The sequence below is a fragment of the Thalassolituus sp. UBA6592 genome, from assembly GCF_002433655.1.
GTDB lineage: Bacteria > Pseudomonadota > Gammaproteobacteria > Pseudomonadales > Oceanobacteraceae > Venatoribacter.
In genome coordinates this window covers 23,407-47,211 of sequence record NZ_DJIO01000007.1, presented here as the reverse complement: position 1 = coordinate 47,211, position 23,805 = coordinate 23,407, and the positions used below count along the sequence as shown (strand labels likewise).

The following is a 23,805-nucleotide window of genomic DNA, read 5'->3' as shown; positions in this document are numbered from 1 at the left end:
ACATTTGATGAACCAGCATCAAGGCACGTAGCTGTTGCTGAAATGGTTATCGAAAAAGCCAAACGTCTGGTTGAACACAAACATGACGTGGTTATTCTGCTCGACTCCATTACCCGTCTGGCCCGTGCTTATAACACCGTAATCCCTTCCTCCGGTAAAGTCCTGACCGGTGGTGTGGACGCCAACGCACTGGAAAAACCAAAACGTTTCTTTGGTGCTGCGCGTAATGTTGAAGAAGGCGGCTCGCTGACTATTATCGCTACTGCTCTGGTTGATACCGGTTCTAAAATGGACGAGGTTATTTACGAAGAGTTTAAAGGTACCGGTAACCAGGAACTGCACCTCGACCGTAAAGTGGCTGAAAAACGTATTTACCCAGCCATCAATATCCGTCGTTCCGGCACCCGTCGTGAAGATATGATGTTTGATGAAAGCTCGCTGCAGCGTCTGTGGATTCTGCGTCGCCTGCTGACTGAAATGGAAGACGTTGCCTCCATCGAATTCCTGCTCGATAAACTGCGTCAGACCAAAACCAATGACGAGTTCTTCGATAATATGCGGGGCGGAAAGTAAGTTTCACCGTGTTAAAAAGCCTCTTCGGAGGCTTTTTTATTGCCTGTTAAATACCTTTTTCAGATGTCTGTAAGGCCTGTGCCAGGCGTAATTCCAGCCGGTGTTTTACTTTCAGATACTCGATCATATTCTGTTGTCCGGGTAATTGAATATCGTTAATAAATACCGGGTAATTATTATTACTGGTGCGGCGTTTTATAACCGCCCGGATCAGTTCTGAATAGAGTTCATCGCCGTATTGCCACTGGCTGAATTCAGCACCATCACAATAAAAAGTCACCTGATTCTCACTGTCGAATACTGCACGCAGATCAATGGCACTGTTCTGCTGTGGCAGGTCAGGCAGCTTGCGCCGCACCAGTTCAAATTCAATGCTTTTGGCTTTTCGTTTAAGTTCAAACAGCAGGATTTTACGCATCTGTTCACGACTGCTTTTTCGTACCCAGCGTTCGTCTACCTGACGTAAAAATCTCAGTACCGGGCGCAGCCAGTATTCGCTGCTGCCTTCCTGATCCGGCCATTGCTGATGCAGCAGTGCGCCTTTTTCATCAATAAAGTAAAAAAACAGCCGGCCTTCGCGCCGCCAGTAAAATATCTGCCACAGACCTGGCTTTGCCTGTTCAAAGGCAACCCGTATCGGGCTGTTGATCAGGGCACTCTGATCCAGGGTGTAATTGACAAAGCTGCGTGCCGGACGCGACAGCAGCGTGAGTAATTTATTGGGGTTTTCAGCAATGCGCAGCTGCATGCCATCGCGGCTGTTTTCCAGCAGATACCAGACTTCAGCGGCTTCGATAATGTAGGGCGCTTTCGGCTGTTCAAGAAAGTGTGCGAGTACGTCGGACAGTAGTTTGTCGATACGCAGGCGAATGGTGCTGGCTCTGGATGCGCAATGGCAGCTGACCTGGAACGGCGGCCAGCCTTCTTTCTGCGCATAGGGTAATTGTTGCAACATCAGCTGCAGACACTGACCGATGGCCGCGGGGCCACTGAAGCGGTCTACCTGCCATTCGCCCCAGCTGTTTATGGTAATCAGATCCAGTGTCAGGATTAAATTTTCCCGTGCCGAGCTGTAACCAAGAGCATCGTCACGGTTGCTCAGTTTCTGCATGCCCCGGCGGCTTAATTCGTGTTGCGGGTCGACACCGACGTTAATGTGCAGGTGCCAGCTTCTGGGTCTGGCGTTGCGGCGGAAATCACTGCTGAGCGGACGGTACGGCTGCAGGTCGAGAATATCCTCCACCACTTCCTTCAGTTCGTATTTACTCAGTGGGTTGTGAGTCGGATAAATCGCTGTGCGGGTATAGTTTTCCAGCAGGCCATTCACCCGCGCAAAGCACAGCAGCTCGATCAGGCTGGGGGATTGTTTCAGCACCTGGCGCTGTTCACTGTCGGCGTCATCACTGCGGTAAAACACGCCGGGGATCAGCTGCCAGATGTCATCTTTCAGATTCAGTGCCATTTTTTCCTGCCCCATTGCAGGAGTGATCCCTGGATTGATATCCGTGATCTTGCCCGGGCGACTGTCGAAGGCGGCGTACAGCCGGTTACCTAAGGTCTGGGTGTCCTGCTTGCTGATGTGCAGTCTGGGTGCGTATTTCTGGCTGAAGGCGGCGAGAAAACGGTAAGTGCTGAGCATTTCACTGATCAGCGCATTGCGTTCGGCGGCAATGCGGTGCGGCGACCAGTCCGGGCGCTGATCCAGTTCCTGAATGTAGCTCTGGCTCCAGCCCCACTGCTGGCAAAGCTCACGCATGCTCTGCGCGCGCCAGCTGTTGTGCTGGCTTTTGCTCAGTTCAGACAGCGGCAGGCGGGCTTTGAAATAAAAGGCACGCCGGGCCAGCTCAACCCGTTCATGATTGCCTTCGCTTTCCAGTTGGCGGGTGATACGCGTCAGCATCAGCAGATAGGCATCATTGCTGCCGGCGTCGGTAATGCCGTCGTGAACCTGCTGCTTCAGGTCCCAGCACAGTGGCCGGATGTTCGGATACTGACCGGCATAGTGGCGTGTGATCAGCAGCTTCAGCAGAGATTTGTACGGATCTTTCAGGCCCTTGTTCAGCTGCCACAGCCCGGCGCCGACAAACTCGGCAGCGGGAATGGACGGCATCGCACCGAAGTCGAGCCAGTGGTCGGCATTGACTCTGTGGTTGTCCTGCAGGGTGCGCCACCAGTCAGCGGCGCGGCGTTCCTGTTCGCAGGGCGTCAGCCACCATCGTGGCTGACGTCCGGCGAGCCACAGTGAGCTGCGGTAAAACTCGTCCAGCAACAGCATATGCTGGGTGCTGCCGCAGTCATCGCCATCGGCATCGTGGCTGTTGCCGCTGCGGAAACGGGTTAAGTTCATCAGAAAGATATGCAGCTCGACATTCATATCCGCGGCCCAGCGCTCAATGCGTTTGCATTTGTCCTGCAGCTCACTGATTTCCGGCTCCGACAGGGACTCGTCGTAACACAGCCAGACGTCCAGATCGCTGCAGCGGGCCTGGGCCAGAGAGCCGAGGCTGCCCATCAGATAAATGCCGGCAATCTGTTGCTGGGAGAATCCCCGTGGTACCTGAATGCCACGGGCAATGGCCTGCAGCGCTTCTTCAGCGTTACGGCTGGCCGTGTAATGTGCGACCCCGCAGGGCACGTGGCTGTTGATAAAACCGGGCAGGCGCGGGTGATTCAGATGGAACAGCAGGGGCAGGGCATCCAGTACCAGACGCTGACGTCTGACCATCAGCCCACGGGCAATCTCCAGCCGGGCGGCGTTCAGTTGCAGGAAAGCCGTGTGCCACTGGTGAATCTGACTGGCGCTGATAAGAGAGGACGGGGATGCTGTCATCCCCTGAGTATAGTCAGGCCTTACGGCGACGGTAAAAAACCCGCCACCCTATGGATATCTGGCCTTAAAGGGTAAAGCAGATAAAGATCTTGCGGCATGGGATGGTTACTTCCCAGGTGCCTTCAAAACCGGCCGGAACGATAAAGCGGTCGCCAGCTCGCACGGTTTTGGCGTTGCCTTCCAGATCCGTAACAATGCTCTCACCTTCCAGAATTTCGCAGTATTCCGGGCCGCTGAAGCTGACCTTGTACTTACCTGGCTGGGAGCGCCATTCGCCGCCATCAAAGGTACCGTTGCCGGTTTCTGTGATGTAGTCAGTACGCAGCCACTGGGCCGGGTCACCGCTGATGATTTTTTCAGCATCAGGACGGTATTCTTCAATATTTGCGTCAGCACCGGCATAGCCCGGAACGATATCAATAATCACGGTTCACTCCTTACGTTGGATAAAACCGTTACTGCTTACTTCATCAGTGCCTTAACGTAGTTTGGCAGAGCAAAGGACGCGACGTGGACGTCGGCGTTGTAGTAACGGGTGTCGAAGCCTGCGGCGTCGATCCGTGACTGAATCTGCTCAGCGGTCTGACGACGCAGACTGCTATCATCACTTGCCCATGCCAGCGTCATAAATCCCCCTATGTAGGTAGGAACCGGCATCACATAGAAGCTGTTATCGGCGTAAATTTTACTCAGACGCTGATGTGTGGTGGCGATTTCATCCCCCTGCATAAAGGGAACACCGTTCTGAGCCACCATAATGCCGCCTTCAGCGAGGCAATTGTTCTTTTCATCAGCATAAAAGTCGGACGTGAACAGCACTTCGCCCGGGCCAATGGGGTCGGTAGAGTCGGAAATAATTACGTCGAATTTTTCGCTGCAATTGGCCACAAAGTCCTTTCCGTCGGCGATTACGATATTCGCACGCGGATCATCAAAAGCGCCTTTGGAGTGATTCGGGAAATACTCTTTGCACATGTCGATCACGCTCTGATCGATCTCAACCTGAGTGATGTGCTCAATGTTCTTATGACGCGAAACTTCGCGCAGAATGCCGCCATCACCGCCGCCGATGATAAGTACGCGCTTAGGGTTCGGGTGTGCGAACAGCGGTACATGAACCATCATCTCATGGTAAATAAATTCGTCTTTTTCGGTAGTCTGTACCACACCGTCGAGCAGCATCACGCGACCCATAAACGGGGTGTTCACAATTTCCAGATGCTGGTGTCCGGTATTCACTTCAAACAGTTGTTCAGTCACTTCGAATGACTGGGCGTAGCCCTGATACAGGGTTTCGGAAACCACTTTTTTATCAGACATCAGATTACCTCCGGCTGCGTTGAGTTTGCGCGGAGTATAACGGATTTGGACAGGGGCTGAAGGTTAAGGCGCGGATAAAACAACGCCGCAGTCCATATTGAATGGTTCTGCGGCGTATTTCAGGGCTGACTGATCAGGCTATCAGGAAGCGCTGGCCAGGGTCGCCAGCAGAATACTCTGCGCCAGAACCGGCTCTTCACCGTCAGCAGGGTGGGCGCGCACGTAGGTGCCATCCTGCTGCAGATCCCAAGCCTGGCAGTTGTCTGCCATATAGATCGCCAGCTCGGACTTCATGCGTTCCTTGAGTTTGTTGTTCTCAATCGGGAAGGCAGTCTCCACCCGGTTGAGCAGATTGCGCTCCATCAGGTCGGCACTGGCGGCATAGATTTCGTCTTTGCCGTTGTTTAAGAAGTAATACACCCGGGTATGTTCGAGGAAGCGGCCAACCACGGAACGCACACGGATGTTTTCCGATACGCCTTCAACACCGGGGCGCAGACAGCACATACCACGGATAATCAGCTCCACTTTAACCCCGGCCTGAGCAGCGCGGTACAGGGCGCGGATGACTTTCGGTTCCGTCAGGCCGTTGGCTTTCATGCGGATCAGGGCTTCACGGCCGGCTTCCGCGTGTTCGCGTTCACGGTCGATCATCTCGATCAGCTTTTTATGCAGAGTGAAGGGCGCATGAAACAGCTTTTTAATACGCAGCGCTTCGCCCATACCGGTGAGCTGCTGGAACACCTTATGGACATCTTCACCAACGGAATCGTCGCAGGTCATAAAGCTGTAGTCGGTATAAGCGCGGGCATTACCGGCATGGTAGTTACCTGTGCCCAGGTGCACATAGCGCTTGTACTTGTCGCCTTCCTTGCGCACGATCAGCATCATTTTGGCGTGGGTTTTATAGCCCACCACGCCATACACCACCACGGCACCGGCTTCCTGCAGACGGTTGGCGAGGTAGAGGTTTTCTTCTTCGTCAAAGCGCGCGCGCAGTTCAATAACCACCGTCACTTCTTTGCCATTACGGGCAGCGTCCACCAGAGCGTTAACGATTTCTGATTTGGCGCCGGTACGGTACAGGGTCTGTTTGATCGCACGTACCGCCGGATCTTTCGCCGCTTCGCGCAGCAGATCCACAACCGGAGTAAACGACTCAAACGGATGCAGCAGCAGTACGTCTTTCTCGCGGATGCTTTCAAAAATGCTTTTATTGAATTTGATGTGTTTGGGCAGACCCGGAGTAAACGGCGTGTACTGCAGATCCGGACGATTGATCTGACCGATCACTTCCATCATGCGGCCGAGGTTAACCGGACCATTCACCCGGTACAGATCGTTCTGCTCCAGACTGAACTGATGCAGCAGGAAATTAGCCAGTTCTTCCGGACAGTTATCGGCCACTTCCAGACGCATTTCTTCACCGAAATTACGCGAGTGCAGTTCGTCTTCCAGGACGCTGGCGAGGTCAGCAGTGTCGTCGTGATCCAGTTCAAGGTCAGCGTTACGGGTTACACGGAACTGATAACAGCCTTTCACCGTCATGCCCGGGAACAGATCGTCGGCGTATTCGTGAATCATGGATGACAGGAAAATAAAATTATCACCGCCGTCACACAGTTCATCGGGAATCCGCACAATGCGTGGCAGCGAGCGCGGTGCCGGAATAATCGCCATACCGGTCTGACGGCCAAAGGCGTCTTTGCCTTCCAGGGCGACGATAAAATTCAGGCTTTTATTTACCAGACGCGGGAACGGGTGCGACGGGTCGAGACCAATCGGGCTGACCAGTGGCTGCACGCTTTCTTCAAAATAAGCGCGTACCCATTCGCGCTGGGCGTCGGTCAGATCGGCGCGGCGCAGGAAGTGAATATTTTCCGCTTTCAGCGCTGGCAGCAGGGTATCGTTGAGAATGTGATACTGGCGCTCAACGGTAGCGCTGCACAGGGTGTGAATAGCACTCAGCACCTGTTGTGGGTGCATACCATCCGCACCTGCCTGTTCACGCGCATAAGCCAGCTGCTGCGTCAGGTTAGCAACGCGGACTTCGTAAAATTCATCGAGGTTTTTACTGAAAATACACAGGAAAAATAACCGGTCCAGCAGCGGGTGGCGTTCGTCCAGCGCCTGCTCCAGCACCCGGATATTAAATTGCAGATGCGATAATTCCCGGTTGATGTAGAGCTCAGGGCTGTTCAGGTCGATCACTTTTTCTTCGCTGCTGGCTTCGGCCATAGGATTTCCTTTCGGGCAGTGCAGTTTTTCAGTTATTTCCCGGGCTGCGGCTCAGCCGTTCAGCCACTGGGCGTATTGTTTTGCGTAATAGGTCAGAATGCCATCGGCACCGGCGCGTTTAATACAGGTCAGGGATTCCACCATAATGGCTTCGTCGTCCAGCCAGCCGTTCAGTGCAGCGGCTTTCTGCATGGCGTATTCGCCACTCACCTGATACACGAAAGTCGGTACCTGAAATTCGTCTTTAACACGGCGCACGATATCCAGATACGGCATACCCGGTTTTACCATCACCATGTCGGCACCTTCACCCAGATCGAGAGCCACTTCGTGCAGCGCTTCGTTGCTGTTGGCCGGGTCCATCTGGTAGTTGTACTTGTTGCCTTTGCCGAGGTTACCGGAAGAACCAATCGCATCACGGAACGGGCCATAGTAAGCCGATGCGTACTTGGCGGAGTACGCCATGATGCGGGTGTTCACAAAGCTTTCTTCTTCCAGTGCTTCACGGATATCACCGATACGGCCGTCCATCATGTCGGACGGTGAAACGATATCGGCACCGGCTTCAGCGTGGGACAGCGCCTGTTTTACCAGAGTGTCGACGGTGCGGTCATTCAGTACGTAGCCGTCCTGATCAATAATGCCGTCCTGACCATGCGTGGTGAACGGGTCGAGCGCCACGTCAGTCATAACGCCCATTTCCGGTACGGCATCTTTCACGGCACGCACTGCGCGCTGAATCAGACCATTCGGGTTGAAGGATTCTTCGGCAAATTCACTTTTTGCATCGGCCGGGGTGTAAGGGAACAGGTCAATGCAGGGAATACCCAGCTGATACAGTTCCTTAACTTCTTTTACCAGCTCATCAATCGACAGACGTTCGATACCAGGCATGGAAGAAATCGGTTCACGTTCCTGATGGCCTTCCATCACAAACATCGGATAAATCAGATCGTCAGTGGTCAGCGTGGTCTCGCGCATCAGCCGGCGGGAAAAATCATCGCGGCGCATACGGCGCATGCGGGTTTCCGGGAAAAAGCGTTGAGCATCGCTGAAAGCCATGGGAGATCTCCTGATCTGGATGTCTGGGGGGAAGTAAGAATTATGGCTATTTTAGCGCGAAACCGCGCTGATTTACCGCAACTTTATATTCCACAGGCAGTATAGGCCGTTGCAAAACGACTGCACTTTGCCGGGCAAATATGACGGGAATATGTCATTGCGGCATACCGTGTTAACGATATTTTTCTTCCAGCGTGCTGATGGTGTCGTTGGCTATGCGCAGACTTTCCAGCAGGTCGAGCAGGTTGTAATCCAGGCTGACGTTCAGATGTGTTTTCTGGCCATCAAAGAAATCCGGGTTTTTACCTTGAAACTGCAGACCCAGAGTCAGCGAACCGTCTTCGCTGTATTTAACGTTCGACTGCAGCTGATCGTACTGATAATTCTCCAGAGCCTGCATGGCCATGCCGACCGCCGCGTTGGTTTGTCCCATGCTTTCCGAAGTGGAATTTTTATAGCGGATGGTACCGCCGGGCTGACGGGCGAACAGTGCACCCTGCGGCACCCGCACACCATCTTTGGTCAGTTCAAACGGCAGCAGACCATCAAGCAGGCCGGTGGCGTTGACCTCTGCTGAGGATTCCAGTGCGGCGACCTGCGATAACTGAATATGCTCCAGACCGATACCGAAAGAATTCACCTCTTTGCGGCTGTCGAATTTCACTTCCGGAATATGAATACGGCCACCCAGTACGCTGGTGTGCACTTCATAAATATCACTGAATACGTAAGAGAAATCCGCCGGAATCCGGGTCTGGCTACGCGCCAGTAAATCGGTAAATTCCACCCCTGGGTTGAGGCTGTCGCCACTGATCTGTGCGTCCAGCAGATAGTCACCATTAAACGGGCGGCGCAGGGCAAACAGGCCGTTCCATTTATCCAGCGCGATGCTGCTGTCGTAGGTGAGACTGAGGTTGTCCGCGCGCAGCATCAGATCCGGAGTGACTTCCGTTTTGCCATCCACAGTTTGCCAGTCGGCCCAGCCCTGCCCGGCAATGGAACCGGAAAGCAGCTCGACTTTGGTCAGCGCCAGCATTTCTTCCACACCCATGGCGTCCCAGTTCAGCGGCGTATCGTTAAGGTGCCACTGCAGAGAGCCGCTGCCGGAATCCAGATCGTGCTGCAGTCTTAACCGCAATGCGGCCTGGTGATTGGCGGCGGTGACATCGAAGCGGCCGCTCAGGTTATTCAGACTTTTAATGGTCGAGCTGTTGCGCGCAATCAGGCTGTCGCTGATGCCGTAGCTGATATTCAGCGGACCACTGAACTGTGCGTCCGGCACCGGCCATTCGCCAATATGGGATTTGGCCAGTGCCAGATGCACATCGCACAGTGCCCGCACGCCGGTCGGCGGGAAAAATGGCTGACAGGATAATTCCGCCGGCTGGAACACCAGTTTTGATGCTTCGCGGATATTTTTCTGTTCTTTGGATTTCAGCGTAAAGGCCCGGGTCTGAATTTTAAGCGGCAGATTCGCCGCACGACTGTGCTGTGCCAGCTGTTCCGGCGTCAGATCACTGAGGTTACCGTTCATGGATAACTGCGGCACGATATCCAGGGTCAGGTCGAGCGCTTGCCAGTTGTCACCCGGTATCAGCCTGAGCTGACTGACAAACCCTTTGTCGCTGCTCAGTTGCCACTGGCCAAGCGGCGATAAACGGGCCTGCAGTTCACCGCTGAGTCCGGCTTTCTCTAATGGCAGACCGGTGAGCGTCAGCAGTTGCGGACTGATGGTCATGTCAGTGGGCAGGCTGATCTGCGCGCCTTCACTGGCCTGCCATTGCATACGGCTGGTGAAATCCAGTGAGGCAAGGTTCTGGCCTGTGCCCTTCTGCGCTGCGGCAGTCAGCTGATTGTTAAACGTGCCTTTCCCGTCGCAATGATCGAGGGTGGCACTGCAGCTGCCGGCCAGTGTCTGACTGCTGCTGATGAGCAGTGGCTGCGGTTCATTCAGCAGTCCCTGTGGCAGAGCTGCGGCACTGATTCTGACCGATTGCGGGCGGCCATCCACGCGGTAAATCCAGTCGCTGTCGGCGGCGGTTTTGGTCAGGCTGAATAACCAGTCGCCTTTCTGCCAGTGCAGCCCGCCGGGTAATTCCGAACTCTGGCTGTTAATGCTGAAAATGGCACCGACCACGGCATCCCGTGGCAGTACACCCTGATTAGGTACTTCGATTTCGGCCTGCAGCAACAGGTCTTTTAACGGCAGCGGAATATCCTGCAACTGCGGCAGGCGTTCATGAATGGCGGCCAGATCGGAGCGGTGGCGCAGTTTCAGCCGGGTATGCTGATCGTCCTGCTCGATATGACCAAACATCTGGCTGAGAAGCGTCTGCTGCTCGCTGACCATTAACAGCCAGTCGCCGTTTTTCTGCAGCTGAATTTCCACATCCCAGGGCAACGGCAGATCGTTCAGCTGCAGCTGACCATTGATGTGCCAGCGTTCCGGGGTGACATCGGCCTGCAGTTCAGCCGTCAGCTGTGGGTGAATAAACTGAATTTTATCGATATTGATCTGCTCTGCCGGCAGTGACAGCCACTGACTGAAGGCCGGGATTTCAATCGCCTGATTAAATTGTCGCAGGGCGGCGGCGCGGGCATCTTTGGCGGCGCTCTGGGCGACTTCTTTGGCCCGTTCTTCCGGCAGACTGAGCAGCACAGTGCCAACGTTCAGGGTGTTGATGCGCCCGCTGGCGAGTCCTGTGGGCGAATAAGAAAGGTCGAGATTCTGAATGTGCAGCTGGGTGCCGTCATCCAGTGTCAGCTGCAGATTATCGAGCAGCAGCCGGTGCCAGCTCAGTTCACGTATTTCGGCGGCACCACCGTCACCCAGCCATTGCGGCAGATGACGGTTCAGCACAGGTTTGAGCAGTCCCGGGGCAAGGGCCAGCAGAACACCGGCCAGTACGAAGGCCAGCAGAATAACGATCGCGGTACGGATCCAGAAGCGGGCCCGGAAGATCCGCAGCGATGGCTTTTGCTCAGGCAGCTGCTCAGAATGGCTCATTACTGAGCCTTAATGGTTTTTACCCCATCCTGAGTGCCGAGCAGCAGGACGTTGGCCGGACGCAGAGCAAACAGACCGTTGGTGATCACACCGGTAATCTGATTGATCTTTTCTTCCAGCGCGATGGCAGACTGAATATCCAGATTGTGCACATCGAGAATATGACCGGCGTTATCGGTAAGCACACCTTCACGCCATACCGGGTCACCACCCAGTTTGACGATTTCACGGGCGACATAAGAGCGCGCCATCGGGATTACTTCCACCGGCAGCGGGAAAGCGCCCATGCGTTGCACCAGTTTGGATTCATCCGCCACGCAGACGAATTCTTTGGCCACGGCAGCGACGATCTTTTCACGGGTGAGGGCTGCGCCTCCGCCTTTGATCATCTCCAGGTGTTCGTTGATTTCATCGGCACCATCGACGTAAAAATCGAGGTTACTGACAGAATTCAGGTTATACACAGGAATGCCGTGATCCTTCAGGCGCTGGGCAGACGCTTCGGAGCTGGCCACGGCGCCATCGAACAGGTGCTTATGCTCAGCCAGAGCATCAATAAAACAGTTGGCAGTAGAACCTGTTCCTACGCCTACGATGCTGTCGTCTTCGAGATGGGGGAGGATATATTGTGCAGCGGCTTCACCCACTGCGCGTTTCAGTTCGTCTTGAGTCATGAGGCGCTGTCTGTGTTGAAAATGGACCGGGCTGTTCTGATTTGATTGCACGGGATCAAGCGAATTATATGCGCTGATGCGTTACAATGCGTCCCCTGTGCACAGATTCCTGTGCTTTTTTTCTTTGTTCCGGAATATCCCATGCTTAACGAATACCTGAAAAAGATTCTGTCGGCCCGTGTTTATGATGTTGCCGTGGAAACACCGCTGCATATTGCTCCGTTTCTGACGCAGCGGCTGAACAATCAGATCTGGGTTAAGCGTGAAGACCAGCAACCTGTGTATTCGTTCAAAATTCGTGGCGCTTACAACAAAGTGGTGCAGCTGACGGAAGAAGAAAAAGCCTGCGGTGTAGTGGCGGCATCCGCCGGTAACCATGCTCAGGGGCTGGCGCTGGCGGCGAAGGAACTGGGTATTAAAGCGGTGATTGTGATGCCACGCACCACGCCGGACATTAAAGTGAAATCCGTGCGTGCCCGTGGCGCCCGGGTGGTGCTGCACGGTGATGCCTTCGACGATGCTTTCGCCTACTCGCAGAAGCTGGTAGAAGAAAAAGGCATGACTTACATCCACCCTTACGATGATCCGGAAGTGATTGCCGGACAGGGCACCATCGGCATGGAGATCCTGCGCCAGCTGCGTGGTCCGGTGGATGCGGTGTTTGTGCCGGTCGGTGGTGGTGGTCTGGCCGCCGGTGTGGCTGCCTATGTCAAAGCCCTGCGCCCGGAAGTGAAAGTGATTGGTGTGGAAAGTACCGAATCTGCCAGTCTGGCTGCCGCACTGGATGCGCGTAAGCGTGTGATTCTGCCGCAGGTCGGCATTTTTGCCGACGGCGTTGCCGTGGCCCAGATCGGCAAGAACACCTGGGAAATCTGTAAAGATCATATCGACGAAGTGATCACCTGTACGCCGGATGAAATCTGCGCCGCGATCAAAGACGTGTTCGACGATACCCGTGCCGTGTGTGAACCGGCCGGTGCTCTGAGCGTTGCCGGTATCAAAAAGTACGTTGAACGCGAAGGCTGTGAAAACCAGAATCTGGTGGCTATTCTCAGCGGCGCTAACGTGAACTTCGATCGTCTGCGTTATATCTCTGAAGTGGCAGAAATCGGTGAAGGCCGCGAAGTGATTCTGGCGGTAACCATCCCTGAGCAGGCGGGCAGCTTCCAGAAATTCTGCAGCCTGATCGGCAAGCGTCCGATCACAGAATTCAATTACCGCTACGGTGACGATGACCGCGCACAGATTTATGTCGGCATTAAAGTCGGCCCGGAAGTCGGTGCCCGTGAACAGCTGCTGGAAGAACTGCGCAGCGAGAATTATCCGGTACTGGATATTACCGATGACGAAATGGCGAAATACCATATCCGCCATATGGTTGGTGGTCATGCCCCGGCGTCGGTGACCGATGAACGCATTTACCGGTTTGAATTTCCGGAACGTCCGGGCGCACTGCTGAACTTCCTGCGCAAGCTGGGCAAGAGCTTCAATATTTCGTTATTCCACTACCGTAACCACGGTGCTGCCTATGGCCGCGTGCTGGTGGGCCTGCAGGTACCGGAAGGTAAAAACGAAAAACTGGATACCTTCCTGCAGGAACTGGGTTACCCATGGTGGGATGAAACCGATAACACCACTTACCAGCTGTTCCTGCGTTGATACGCGCTGTTAGGTGGGTTTTGGCTAAGAAATAAGCTGAGCTATAACTTATAAAAGTGAGCTAATCTGAAGCAGTCTGGTTGTGAACAGACTGCTTCTCCCCGGATAGTGCTGATGACGTTCCGGCAATAATAATAACAGGGTCCGCTATGCTGTTTTTTCTGCGTGCTGTGTATCTGACGGCGCACTTTCTGATTGTCTGCGTATTTGCGCTGCTGTTCTGTCTGCTACGACCGCGGCACCGCGACAATACCTTCTTTCTCGCCGGTCTGATGAGCTGGTCATTACCCCTGCTGGGCATTCGCCTGAAGACACTGAATCAGTCGCCGGTGGGGGATGGTGCGGCGGTATACATCGTTAATCATCAGGATGTGCTGGACGTATTTATCTGCACCGGCATGCTGCCGCGCAATATTGCTGTGCTGGGCAAAACCGAGCTGCGTTATATTCCTGTGTTCGGGCTGGCATTCTGGCTGGCAGGCAATATCTACATCAACCGTAAAAACAAAGCCAAAGCCTGGAGCACGATGCAGTCTGTGGCGAAGACAGTGCAGCGTCGTCAGTGCGCTGTGTATATCTTTCCGGAAGGTACGCGCAGCAAGGGTCAGGGAATGCTGCCGTTCAAGAGCGGTGCCTTTGCTCTGGCGATTGAAGCCGGTTTGCCCATCGTGCCCATTGTCTTCAGCAGTACCCATAAAAATATCGATCTGCATAAACTGCACGCCGGTTATGCACTGGGTAAATTCCTTGAGCCGGTGAGCACCGACGGCATGGGGGAAGAGGATGTGCGGCCACTGGCCGACGCCTGTCGCGAACGCATGATGCAGGCAGTGGCCGAACTGGATGCTCAGGCCGACGCCCTGCAACATAAGACGCCGAAACGTTAACGTCTGTCGTACAGGAATCTCAGGAGGCGCGGCGGGCGGGTTCCTGATTATCTGTGATGGTGTCGCTGCGATAGCGGCTGTCGCTCAGGCTCAGGCGCTGACCCTCATTCAGATGGGTGGTACAGGCCACTCTGAGCAGCGAGGTAAAATTACCCGGTTCACCGCGGCGTTCCACCACTTCGCGGTAAATGCGGGTGATAAAGGTCCCCAGCGTTAACTCTGCTTCATCAGCAATCTGCTCCAGAATCTGCCAGAACACCGCCTCCAGACGGATGCTGGTGACCACGCCATCAATGCGGATGGAGCGGGTTTTCAGTTCAAACAGTTCGGGTTCGGCGGCGGAATAAATTTCACACATGGGGCGGCCCTGTCCTGTGGATATCTTTTTATGATGCGCCAAAAAGCACTGCAATTGCAGTGCTTTTTTCGGCCATTAAGGCAATATCCCGGAAGTACTCAGCGCCACTTATTACAGCAGGGCATTGAATTGCGCCAGCCATGCCGGGTGAGCAGGCCAGGCCGGAGCGGTAACGATATTGCCATCGGTAACGGCATCGGTGACTTCGATATCCGCGTACAGACCACCGGCCAGAGTTACTTCCGGGGCGCAGGCCGGGTAAGCGGAAATCTTACGTTCGCGGATCACATCCGCTGCGGCCAGCAGTTGGGCGCCATGACAGACGGCGGCGATCGGTTTGTTGGCTGAGGCGAAATGTTTCACCAGTTCAATCACGCGGCTGTTGAGGCGCAGGTATTCCGGGGCACGGCCACCTGGGATCAGCAGGGCGTCGAAATCTTCGCCTTTGATGTCAGCAAAACTGGCGTTAAGAACAAAGTTGTGGCCCGGTTTTTCGCTGTAGGTCTGGTCGCCTTCGAAGTCGTGAATCGCGGTGCGGATGCTGTCGCCGGCGGCTTTGTCCGGGCATACCGCAGCAACGCTGTGACCGGCCATCTGCAGTGCCTGAAAGGGCACCATCAGTTCGTAATCTTCCACGTAATCACCGGCGATAATCAGTACGTCAGCCATGGCGGCCTCCTGTCTTTTTATGATGGATGGCCGGCAAGTCTGGGGGATGGCTGAAGCTTACGGGTAACAACCGGTTACTACTGTTTGAAAAGGCCGGGACTCAGACAATCAATGGCCTGTTAAGTCCCGTATTGAGTGCCGGGCTTAAAGGCGGCCCTTACTGAACTGCTCGCGTGCCGCCTGTTTCTTACGGTCACTTTTACGCAGCAGCACGTAGAAGGCACCACTGCCGCCATGATGCTGTTGGGCCGTGTGAAAGGCCTGCACTTCCATCATTTCCTCCAGCCAGTGCACCAGATAGCTCTTCAGCACAGCGGGGTCTTTGATATTGCGGTCGCCTTTACCGGGCAGAATCAGAATGCAGCGGATGTCGTGCGCCATGCAGTCGTGGACAAAACGGAACACTTCGCGGCGGGCATCTTCCACCGTGCGCCGGTGCAGGTCGAGGCGGGCTTCTATTTCGTATTTGCCGAGACGCAGTTTGCGGTAAACCCCATCCTGAATGCCGGGGCGCTTGAAGCCCAGTACATCGTGCGGTCCAACCCGTTCAACTTCGCTGGCACGCAGGTGATTCGGATCTTTGTCTTCCGCTTCGGTGGTTGCAGCAACGCGGCGGGCGTTGGCTGAGGCTTTGTTGATATCACCTTTGCGCAGGTCGACTTTTTCTTTAGTCTGCAGTGGCTTTACGCCCTGCATTTCCTGCAGAAACAGGTCATCTTCGTGCTCTGCAGACGTGCTCTGTGGTGATTTCGGCTGTTCAGTCATTGCGTTGTTCGGACATAGGTTCGGCAGGAGATAATACCGAAAATCATAGCCCTGCGTCTTGTCCTGCATAGGTGACACTTCTTTGCACATGGCGGACACAACTTTGTCTGCAGATGGCTACAATGGCGGCATGATAACCAGAACAAGACCGTGGGGATAACCTATGCGATCAGGCGTTGTTTCATGGCTGTGCGGAGCATTAGTGGCGGTGGCCGCCACGGCTCAGGCGTGGGCCTTTGATGGCAAATATCGTGAAATTGACTGGAACGAGCAGCTCGATCTTTCGCTGCAGCAGAGTGAGCAGATTCAGGCGATCGAGAAAAAATATCACGAGCAGATGTATCAGCTGGTGCCGGATAAACCTGAATCGAAGCGCAAAGACGGTGAAACCCGGGCAGAAGTGCAGCGCCTGATGACCGATATGCGCAATGAAATGCGTGCGGTACTGACGCCGGATCAGTTGCAGAAAGCCCATACTCTGATGCTGGAGCAGCACAGCAAAATGCGGCTGCGCATGGCCCGCCGTCTGGCGATGGAGCTGGATATGCCGATTGAGCAGGAGCACAGACTGCAGCAGCAGGTATCCTCTATGGAGGATGACTACGACTGGCCAATGGATAAAAAGCAGCTGGATGAAGACCGCGATAAATTCAAAGCGGTGTTGAAATCCGTGCTCACTGAAGAGCAGCAGGCGACGCTGGCGGAACGCCGTAAAGAAGCGCGTGAGCGCTGGCAGAGTGCCCGTGAGCGTGGTTTTCCGGAAGGTGAACACATGGACAACATGCCGCCACCGCCTGAGCGGTGAATCAGGCGAGGCGGATTCGCAGGCACAAAAAAGCCGGGCATTGCCCGGCTTTTTTGTGCCCTGAGTCTGCTCAGAAGCTGTATACCAGCGTCACGCCGAATTCACGGTCGGTGTTTTCGGAGTCTTCCGGTACTTCTTTGGTGTGCTTGATGCTGTAGGTCAGCTTGGTTGCCAGACTGCCGTTGATCTGGCTCTTCAGGCCGGTTTCTGATCTCAGGATAGTGTTGTCTGATCCGGTGTCCGCCGACACTTCCTGGGTAAATTCAACGCCGTCACGGATTTCCCAGAAGTAGTTTGCAGCAGTACGCAGAATGGTTTCGTCTTCGGTTTCGCCGCCTTCATCCAGACGGTCGTAGCGATAACCAGGACCGATTTCCAGGTCCAGCTGCATGGTGTCATTGTTGATGGCGCGATAACCGTAACCGACCGAGACCTGAGACTGATATTCATAGCCACTGAAGCGGTCATCTTCATATTCACCGAGAAACAGCAGGTAGTGGTGCTTAGTGAAGTTGCGGTCAAACTGCAGACTGGAAGCGTACTTCTCTTTCGAAGTGGTGCCGTCTTCCTCACTGGTCAGTGCGTCAGCTTTGAACGTGGTATCCCAGTTCTCACCGCTGTGCATAACACCGAATTTGGCATTCAGGCTGGTGGTGTCGGTATTACCGCTGGTATTGATGTAACCCAGTTCACTGGAACCTTTCCATGATTTCTCTGCGTCTTCATCCGCGGCATGAGAAATCAGTGCCGGCAGGGCAAGTGCCGGTATCAATAACAGTTTACGGTGCATGTAATCCTCTCTGCATCAGTCTGGTGTTGGCGGGCAGAGTAGCGGTGCTGTCGGATGAGTGCAAGGGTGGTCAGGCCTTTAAACGACAGAATTGTACCAATTTCACGTCCGTGAAATAAAAAAACCGCAACAGGGAACCTGCTGCGGCACGAGGGGAATTTGTAAAGATTATTCCTTCGCCTGCTGGCGCAGAACGAATTTCTGAATTTTACCGGTGGAGGTTTTCGGTAACTCACCGAACACGATATGACGCGGAATTTTAAAGTGCGCCATGTTGTTGCGGCAGAACTCGATGATTTCCTCTTCCAGCGTGTTCGCACCTTCTTTCAGTTTGATAAAGGCGCACGGTGTTTCACCCCATTTGTCATCCGGGCGGGCAACTACAGCGGCTTCTTCCACATCCGGATGACGGTACAGAATATCTTCCACTTCGATGGAGGAGATGTTCTCACCACCGGAAATAATGATGTCCTTGGAGCGGTCTTTAATTTCGATGTAACCGTCTTCGTGCCATACCGCCAGGTCGCCGGTGTGGAACCAGTCGCCGCTGAAAGCTTCTTCACTGGCACGCGGGTTTTTCAGGTAGCCCTTCATCACGATGTTACCGCGGATAAAGATCTCACCGATGGTTTCACCGTCACGTGGTACCGGCTGCATATCGTCCGGGCTGGCAACCATCAGGTCTTCCTGCATGGCAGACTTAACACCCTGACGGGCTTTCAGTGCGGCTTTCTCGCTTGGGTTCTTATCGGACCATTCGTCTTTCCATTCACACAGAATACATGGGCCGTAAGTTTCGGTCAGACCGTACACGTGAGTAACGTGGAAGCCCATACGCTCCATGCCTTCGATGACAGCTGCCGGAGGCGCAGCACCGGCGACCATGGCGTTCACTTCGTGTTCGATGCCTGCTTTCATATCGGCCGGTGCATTGTTGAGCATGTTCAGTACGATCGGCGCACCACAGAAGTGGCTTACTTTCTGGGTTTTGATGGCGTCGAAAATAGCATCAGCACGGACATGGCGCAGGGATACGCTGACACCGGCAGACGCTGCGATGGTCCACGGGAAACACCAGCCATTGCAGTGGAACAGCGGCAGAATCCACAGATACACAGGGTGTTTGCCCATATCCCAGGAAACGATGTTGTTGGCCGCGTTCAGGTAAGCACCACGGTGGTGGTACACCACGCCTTTCGGGTTGCCGGTGGTTCCTGAGGTGTAGTTCAGGGTGATGGCATCCCACTCGTTTTCCGGCAGTTGCCAGTCGTAATCCGCGCTGGCGTCGGCCAGCAAGTCTTCATAAGTCTGCTGACCAAGCAGATCACCTTCCGTGAAGTACGGGTCGTCGATACCGATCAGGGTTGGTTTGTTAGGCAGCATGGCTAATGCTTTTTTCGCAACCGGACCAAACTCGCGGTCAACGAACAGAATTTTGGTTTCTGCATGCTGCAGAATGAAAGCGATGGCTTCAGCATCCAGACGGGTATTGATGGCGTTAAGTACAGCACCTGTCATCGGCACGCCAAAATGGGCTTCAAACATCGGCGGGATGTTGGAACACAGGAAGGAAACGGTTTCCCCTTTCTGGATGCCCATTTTGTCCAGCGCACTGGCCAGACGAACGCAGCGCTCATAGGTTTCAGCCCAGGTGTACCGGGTATCCTGATGAACCTGAGCAACGCGGCCAGGGTAAACAAAAGCCGCGCGCTGCAGGTAGCTGACAGGCGATAAGGTGGCGTAGTTAGCCGGATTCGCATCCAGCCCCATGTCATAGATGTTGTAGTGCTGCATAGCGCCCTCGTATTTTCTTATATATGGCACTTCGGGCCAGGAGTTATGCAGCGCATTAGAAGACGGAAGGGGGGTTCAGTGTATCCGACTTAGGTCTTATTACCTACGCGTAATTACGAATCTTTGTCCCCCATTTGTTGCAGCCAGCGCCGCATAACTGCCCGTGCAAATGCCGTCTGAGACTTCTGATAACGCTCAAAATCCCCGTCCAGCTGCTGAATCAAAGCATTCACCATGGCCTGATCCCGATCAGGATTACCGATCAGTTCGCGCTGCGTCCAGGTGTCGACGATTCCCCGTGTTACTTCAAAATGGCACTGAAAAGCCCATGTTTTGTTGCCCAGACGATAAGCCTGATTCTTTACCTGTTCGCCTTCCAGCAGCAGGGTCGCGCCATCCGGCAGATCGAAGGTGTCGGAATGCATTTCAAACAGCACGGGATACGCATCGAGCAAATGCATCAGCGGATCCGTGGCACAGTGAATCGTGCGCGTCAGCCGGGTAAAGCCGTACTCCAGAAAACCCTGTGGGCGAACTTCCGCGCCAAAAGCACGGGCGATGGCCTGACTGCCGAGACAGGAACCAAGAATGGGTTTTTCTTCAGCGTGAAAACGGCGGATAACTTCATCCAGTTCTGCGAAATAATCCGCCAGTTGTGGATCGTAAACTGAGGGTTCTCCACCGAAAACGATCAGTGCGTCAAACCCTTCAGTGGTTGCCGGTAATAAATCGCCGAAGCGGCGGTAACACCAGCTGAGGGTGCCACCGGCTTCGCGCACGGCTTCGCCGATCCGTCCGGATTCGACGTCGCCGTCCATACCACCGGCCATAATTGCCAGGATATTCATGCTCATAATGTTTTACACAATGCCTTTTTCCAGATATTCATCCAGCCCCGGTGTACGGTAGCCGTCTTCGCGGTAAGTAATCGGGAAGTAGCTTTCATCGACCTCGTTGGAATTGAATTTTTTGTACTTACCGTAAATCGGTCCGTTACCGATTTTCATCAGCTCCGGGTTGAACTGAATATCGTGCTGGAAAAAGTGTGCGGCCAGTGCGCGGCGCGGTACCTCGGCTTTATTCACCCGCGAACCGTGCCACAGCCAACCGTCGTGGAAGGCGCCACCGCCCGGTGGCACAACCACCGGCACCAGCTCCAGTTCCAGACCGTGCTGTTCTGCCCATTCGCGGACTTCTTTCAGATCATCTTCCGGGCCGTGGAACTGCATGATGGGTTTGGCTTCGCCCCAGGTGTGGGAGCCTTTGATATATACCAGTGTGCCGCCGTCTGCGGTGGTCTGATCAACCGCCACCCAGCAGCTGACCAGTGCCGGTTTGTCGATCCAGAGTGAGTACATACTGTCCTGATGGAAGCCGATGGATCGGCCGTTTACAGGTTTCCACAACAGATTATCAATCATCAGGCGGGCGCCATCCCAGCCGCCCAGCTGAGCGCAGGCTTTACCGAGATTTTCGGACAGGATATGGCGTGCGACGGTGAGGTCGGATTTCCACGCGTTACAGATCTGTTTGGTGTACGGCGGTTCGCCGGCAGGTAAATTGACTTCATCGGGTTTTACGCCGGTTTCATAAATACCTTCTTCAAAAATCGGTGGAAAACGCTCGCGGATAGCCGCTGCCGCTTCCGGTTCAATAATTTTATCGACGATCAGAAAACCGTCTTTACGGAATTGAGCAATCTGCTCATCGGTCAGATGAATCATGGTGGTGTCCTTCAATAAGCAAGTCAGAAATCAGTAAAAGGTGAGGTAACGGTTAACTTCCCATTCCGAAACAGTGCGGTGATATTCCTTCCATTCACTGCGTTTCAGATTCAGGTAACTGTTAATCAGGCGCTCGCCAAGGGCATCTTTAAAAAACGCATCGGCTTCCAGTGCATCCAGTGCGGCGTCGAGATTTTCCGGCAGGCAGCTGACGCCCATATCGGCGATGGCCTGCGGACTCAGATCATAAAAATTCAGGCTGCAGGCGTCCGGTGGTGTGAGGTCGCGGTCAATGCCGTCCAGACCAGCGGCAATAATCGCGGCAGTCGCCAGATACGGATTCATGGCGCTGTCGCCGATACGTACTTCAATGCGACCGTAGGGGATGCGCACCATGGCTGAGCGGTTGTTATCACCCCAGGCAATAAATACCGGTGCCCAGCTGGGAATACCCGGTGAACCTGTTACCAGACGCTTATACGAATTCACTGACGGGCACAGTAATGCACAGAGTGCCGGTGCGTGTTCGATAATGCCGGCAATAAATTGGTGGGCGATGGATGACAGGCCCATACCGCTCGGGTCGCTGTCGTCCTGAAACAGGTTGACGCCGTTATCGTCCACCAGAGAGCAGTGCACGTGCATACCGTTACCGGTGGTGGTGGCGCTCAGTTTGGGCAGGAAGCTGCAGATCGCACCGTTATTGTTGGCGACTTCTTTCGCAGTCATTTTGAAGAACTGCATATTGTCGGCAGTCTTTACGCACTCGTCGTATTTGAAATTGATTTCAAACTGGCCGTTAGCGTCTTCGTGGTCGATCTGATAAACCTCCAGACCCACCGCTTCCAGCGATTTGTGCAGGCCTTCAATAAACGCCGAGTTACGGGTCAGACCGCGGTAATCGTAGGTCGGGCGTTCCATGGTGTCGGTGCTGTCGAAGGGGACGATGGCACCGTCTTCGTCTTCACGCAGCAGATAAAATTCCGGCTCCATGCCTGTCATCAGGCGCAGGCCGCGTTCTTTCAGACGCGCTGCCTGATGGCTGAGAATATTGCGCGGATCGAGCATAAAAGGTTCGTCGCTGACCATACCGGTACCGCGAATACAGGCGTAACCCGGCATCCATGGAATTAATGTCAGCGTGCTGAGGTCGGCCACCATCATGTATTCCGGATCCTGCGGCGACATATCAAAACCAAGAATGGCGCCACCGGCAAAACCGGCACCGGTTTCGGTGAGATCTTTCAGGCAATGCACGGGGACGGATTTACTTTTAATGCCGCCGTGCAGATCGACAAACTGCGCGAGAATGTAGTCCACCTTATGGGTGGCGAGAAATTCGTACGCGGCTTGCAGCGTGTTTTCTGCCGGGCAGGTCCATACGGTATCTGCCAGAGTGAATTGATGAGTCATCTTGCCGTCCTCTTCTTTCTATTCGGGATGGCATAAGTGTCTCAGCGATGGAAGGTTAGGCCGTTAACATCCGGTACCGGAGTTTTGACATCCGGTGCCATTTGTAAAAGATCTGGTGTGTAAAAGACCTGCTGGAACCGGAAGTTAAAAGAGAATGAATGGGTGGTCAGTGTGAAGACGTACGCCAGTCGCTGGGGCTGAGGTTTTTCCAGCGCACGAAGGCGCGGGTAAAGGCGCTGACTTCGGAATAGCCGAGGCGGAAAGCCACTTCAGAAATACTCAGCTGATCGTAATTCAGATAATACTCAGCCAGCGATTCACGGACTTCATCGGTCAACTGACTGAAGGTAAAGCCTTCATCGGCGAGCATACGCTGCAGGGTGCGGCGCGACAGGTTAAGCCGCCGGGCGACCTGATCAATACCGGCTTCGCCGGCGGGCAGCAGATCCATAATTTCCGTCTTGGCGCGCTGGCTGGTGGTCATCGGCTGACGCACGCGGCCATCAAGATCCAGAATCGAACCCAGCGACACCCGATTGAGCATGGCGTTGGCATCCGGCATCGGCACATCCAGACAGGCTTCGCGGAACAGAATCACATTGCGTTCCTGACTGAAGTTCACATCACAATGAAATGCATCGCGGTGTGGGCTGGCATCCACCAGAGCCGGGTGCTGAAAATGCACCGCCAGTGGTGACCAGCCATCGCCCATGCCCCGTTTAAGCACATTGTTGAGCATGCCGATGGTCAGTTCGGCGTCCTGCCGGCGGTCCATAATGTCGCCGTCTAACAGGCGGTACTCGAGCTGGCAGATACCGCCGGACGAGGAAAAATTCAGCAGGCTGTTGCGCTGAAAAACGTGGAACCATTGCTCCATACCAGAGATGGCATCACGCAGCGTAGGAGAAGTAATCGCCTGATAGCCGAACAGCCCCAGACCCTCTGGCGCAAACTGCTCGCCGAACCACAGTCCGAAGTGCTCATTGCCCGTGGCGCGGGCGGCTTCGTGCATAGAATTGCAGTAGTTCTTCAGGGAGATATGGCGGTTAGGCTGCTGATACAGGCCCGGCTTCAGACCAGCGCGGGACAGTACCGGCTGGCTTTCAGCGCCCTGCGACTGAATAAATTCCTCCAGTCCCACCGTGACCGATCCCAGCACGCTGGACGGCACCTGGCTGCGGCGCTGTGGCTGACGTTTTGGCAGTGTGGACTGAGGCATAATCGTAACCTGAGGAAA

20 protein-coding genes are annotated in these 23,805 nt (G+C 54.5%); 4 read left to right on the top strand and 16 right to left on the bottom strand.

All coding sequences use genetic code 11. From position 1 onward, the window contains the following. Nucleotides 1-573, top strand: a 573-nt coding sequence (gene rho, locus B2Z72_RS00865) for a transcription termination factor Rho (protein ID WP_297003984.1), incomplete at its 5' end; no start/stop codon positions are given. Nucleotides 574-619: 46 nt separating this feature from the next. Here rho and B2Z72_RS00860 read toward each other — a convergent pair. The 7 genes from B2Z72_RS00860 to rpiA all read right to left on the bottom strand — a co-directional run bounded on the left by B2Z72_RS00860 (nucleotide 620) and on the right by rpiA (nucleotide 11,704). Beyond that, nucleotides 620-3,403, bottom strand: a complete 2,784-nt coding sequence (locus B2Z72_RS00860; protein ID WP_296983277.1) for a class I adenylate cyclase — start codon at nucleotides 3,401-3,403, stop codon at nucleotides 620-622. Nucleotides 3,404-3,467: 64 nt separating this feature from the next. Next, nucleotides 3,468-3,830, bottom strand: coding sequence for a cupin domain-containing protein (locus tag B2Z72_RS00855; protein ID WP_296983275.1), 363 nt, complete (start codon nucleotides 3,828-3,830; stop codon nucleotides 3,468-3,470). A gap of 35 nt (nucleotides 3,831-3,865) precedes the next feature. Next, on the bottom strand, nucleotides 3,866-4,723 hold the full coding sequence (speE, locus tag B2Z72_RS00850; RefSeq protein ID WP_296983273.1) for a polyamine aminopropyltransferase: 858 nt from the start codon (nucleotides 4,721-4,723) through the stop codon (nucleotides 3,866-3,868). A gap of 141 nt (nucleotides 4,724-4,864) precedes the next feature. Next, on the bottom strand, nucleotides 4,865-6,961 hold the full coding sequence (gene ppk1, locus B2Z72_RS00845; RefSeq protein ID WP_296983272.1) for a polyphosphate kinase 1: 2,097 nt from the start codon (nucleotides 6,959-6,961) through the stop codon (nucleotides 4,865-4,867). Nucleotides 6,962-7,012: 51 nt separating this feature from the next. Then, nucleotides 7,013-8,023, bottom strand: coding sequence for a porphobilinogen synthase (gene hemB, locus B2Z72_RS00840; protein WP_296983271.1), 1,011 nt, complete (start codon nucleotides 8,021-8,023; stop codon nucleotides 7,013-7,015). Between the two features lie 172 nt (nucleotides 8,024-8,195). Beyond that, nucleotides 8,196-11,030 carry a YdbH domain-containing protein gene (locus B2Z72_RS00835; protein ID WP_296983269.1) on the bottom strand — a complete coding sequence of 945 codons (2,835 nt, stop codon included), beginning with the start codon at nucleotides 11,028-11,030 and terminating at the stop codon, nucleotides 8,196-8,198. Next, complete coding sequence (gene rpiA, locus B2Z72_RS00830) at nucleotides 11,030-11,704, bottom strand: ribose-5-phosphate isomerase RpiA (protein WP_296983267.1); 675 nt, start codon at nucleotides 11,702-11,704, stop codon at nucleotides 11,030-11,032. The genes B2Z72_RS00835 and rpiA overlap by 1 nt, the downstream gene beginning before the upstream one ends. Before the next feature lie 141 nt (nucleotides 11,705-11,845). Here rpiA and ilvA point away from each other — a divergent pair, with 141 nt between their 5' ends. Both ilvA and B2Z72_RS00820 read left to right on the top strand, forming a co-directional pair. Further along, the gene (gene ilvA / locus B2Z72_RS00825) at nucleotides 11,846-13,363 is read left to right on the top strand and encodes a threonine ammonia-lyase, biosynthetic (RefSeq protein ID WP_296983266.1); all 1,518 of its coding nucleotides are present in this window, start codon (nucleotides 11,846-11,848) and stop codon (nucleotides 13,361-13,363) included. Between the two features lie 149 nt (nucleotides 13,364-13,512). Continuing rightward, nucleotides 13,513-14,250, top strand: coding sequence for a 1-acylglycerol-3-phosphate O-acyltransferase (locus B2Z72_RS00820; protein ID WP_296983265.1), 738 nt, complete (start codon nucleotides 13,513-13,515; stop codon nucleotides 14,248-14,250). Between the two features lie 19 nt (nucleotides 14,251-14,269). Here B2Z72_RS00820 and B2Z72_RS00815 read toward each other — a convergent pair whose 3' ends face one another. The 3 genes from B2Z72_RS00815 to smrA all read right to left on the bottom strand — a co-directional run bounded on the left by B2Z72_RS00815 (nucleotide 14,270) and on the right by smrA (nucleotide 16,042). Continuing rightward, on the bottom strand, nucleotides 14,270-14,608 hold the full coding sequence (locus tag B2Z72_RS00815; RefSeq protein ID WP_297003982.1) for a ribbon-helix-helix domain-containing protein: 339 nt from the start codon (nucleotides 14,606-14,608) through the stop codon (nucleotides 14,270-14,272). A gap of 111 nt (nucleotides 14,609-14,719) precedes the next feature. Continuing rightward, nucleotides 14,720-15,277 (bottom strand): DJ-1/PfpI family protein, encoded by a 558-nt coding sequence (locus tag B2Z72_RS00810; RefSeq protein WP_297003980.1) that lies wholly within the window; start codon nucleotides 15,275-15,277, stop codon nucleotides 14,720-14,722. Nucleotides 15,278-15,421: 144 nt separating this feature from the next. Further along, nucleotides 15,422-16,042: a DNA endonuclease SmrA gene (gene smrA, locus B2Z72_RS00805; RefSeq protein ID WP_296983262.1), complete on the bottom strand. Its 621-nt coding sequence runs from the start codon at nucleotides 16,040-16,042 to the stop codon at nucleotides 15,422-15,424. A 202-nt stretch (nucleotides 16,043-16,244) separates the two neighbouring features. Here smrA and B2Z72_RS00800 point away from each other — a divergent pair, with 202 nt between their 5' ends. Then, nucleotides 16,245-16,847: a hypothetical protein gene (locus B2Z72_RS00800; protein ID WP_297003978.1), complete on the top strand. Its 603-nt coding sequence runs from the start codon at nucleotides 16,245-16,247 to the stop codon at nucleotides 16,845-16,847. 70 nt (nucleotides 16,848-16,917) lie between these two features. On the opposite strand, the gene B2Z72_RS00795 is transcribed toward B2Z72_RS00800, so the two are convergent. From B2Z72_RS00795 to qhpR, 6 genes are all read right to left on the bottom strand, one after another. Further along, on the bottom strand, nucleotides 16,918-17,637 hold the full coding sequence (locus B2Z72_RS00795) for a DUF481 domain-containing protein (protein ID WP_296983259.1): 720 nt from the start codon (nucleotides 17,635-17,637) through the stop codon (nucleotides 16,918-16,920). A gap of 168 nt (nucleotides 17,638-17,805) precedes the next feature. Then, on the bottom strand, nucleotides 17,806-19,431 hold the full coding sequence (locus tag B2Z72_RS00790) for an acyl-CoA synthetase (protein ID WP_296983258.1): 1,626 nt from the start codon (nucleotides 19,429-19,431) through the stop codon (nucleotides 17,806-17,808). Between the two features lie 113 nt (nucleotides 19,432-19,544). Then, complete coding sequence (locus tag B2Z72_RS00785) at nucleotides 19,545-20,285, bottom strand: type 1 glutamine amidotransferase (protein ID WP_296983257.1); 741 nt, start codon at nucleotides 20,283-20,285, stop codon at nucleotides 19,545-19,547. Between the two features lie 6 nt (nucleotides 20,286-20,291). Further along, complete coding sequence (locus B2Z72_RS00780; protein ID WP_296983255.1) at nucleotides 20,292-21,155, bottom strand: phytanoyl-CoA dioxygenase family protein; 864 nt, start codon at nucleotides 21,153-21,155, stop codon at nucleotides 20,292-20,294. A 30-nt stretch (nucleotides 21,156-21,185) separates the two neighbouring features. Next, nucleotides 21,186-22,568: a type III glutamate--ammonia ligase gene (gene glnT / locus B2Z72_RS00775; RefSeq protein ID WP_296983254.1), complete on the bottom strand. Its 1,383-nt coding sequence runs from the start codon at nucleotides 22,566-22,568 to the stop codon at nucleotides 21,186-21,188. 166 nt (nucleotides 22,569-22,734) lie between these two features. After that, a complete protein-coding gene (gene qhpR / locus B2Z72_RS00770) occupies nucleotides 22,735-23,787 on the bottom strand; it encodes an AraC-like transcriptional regulator QhpR (RefSeq protein ID WP_296983253.1) in 1,053 nt (350 codons plus the stop codon). Nucleotides 23,788-23,805: the final 18 nt, after the last annotated feature.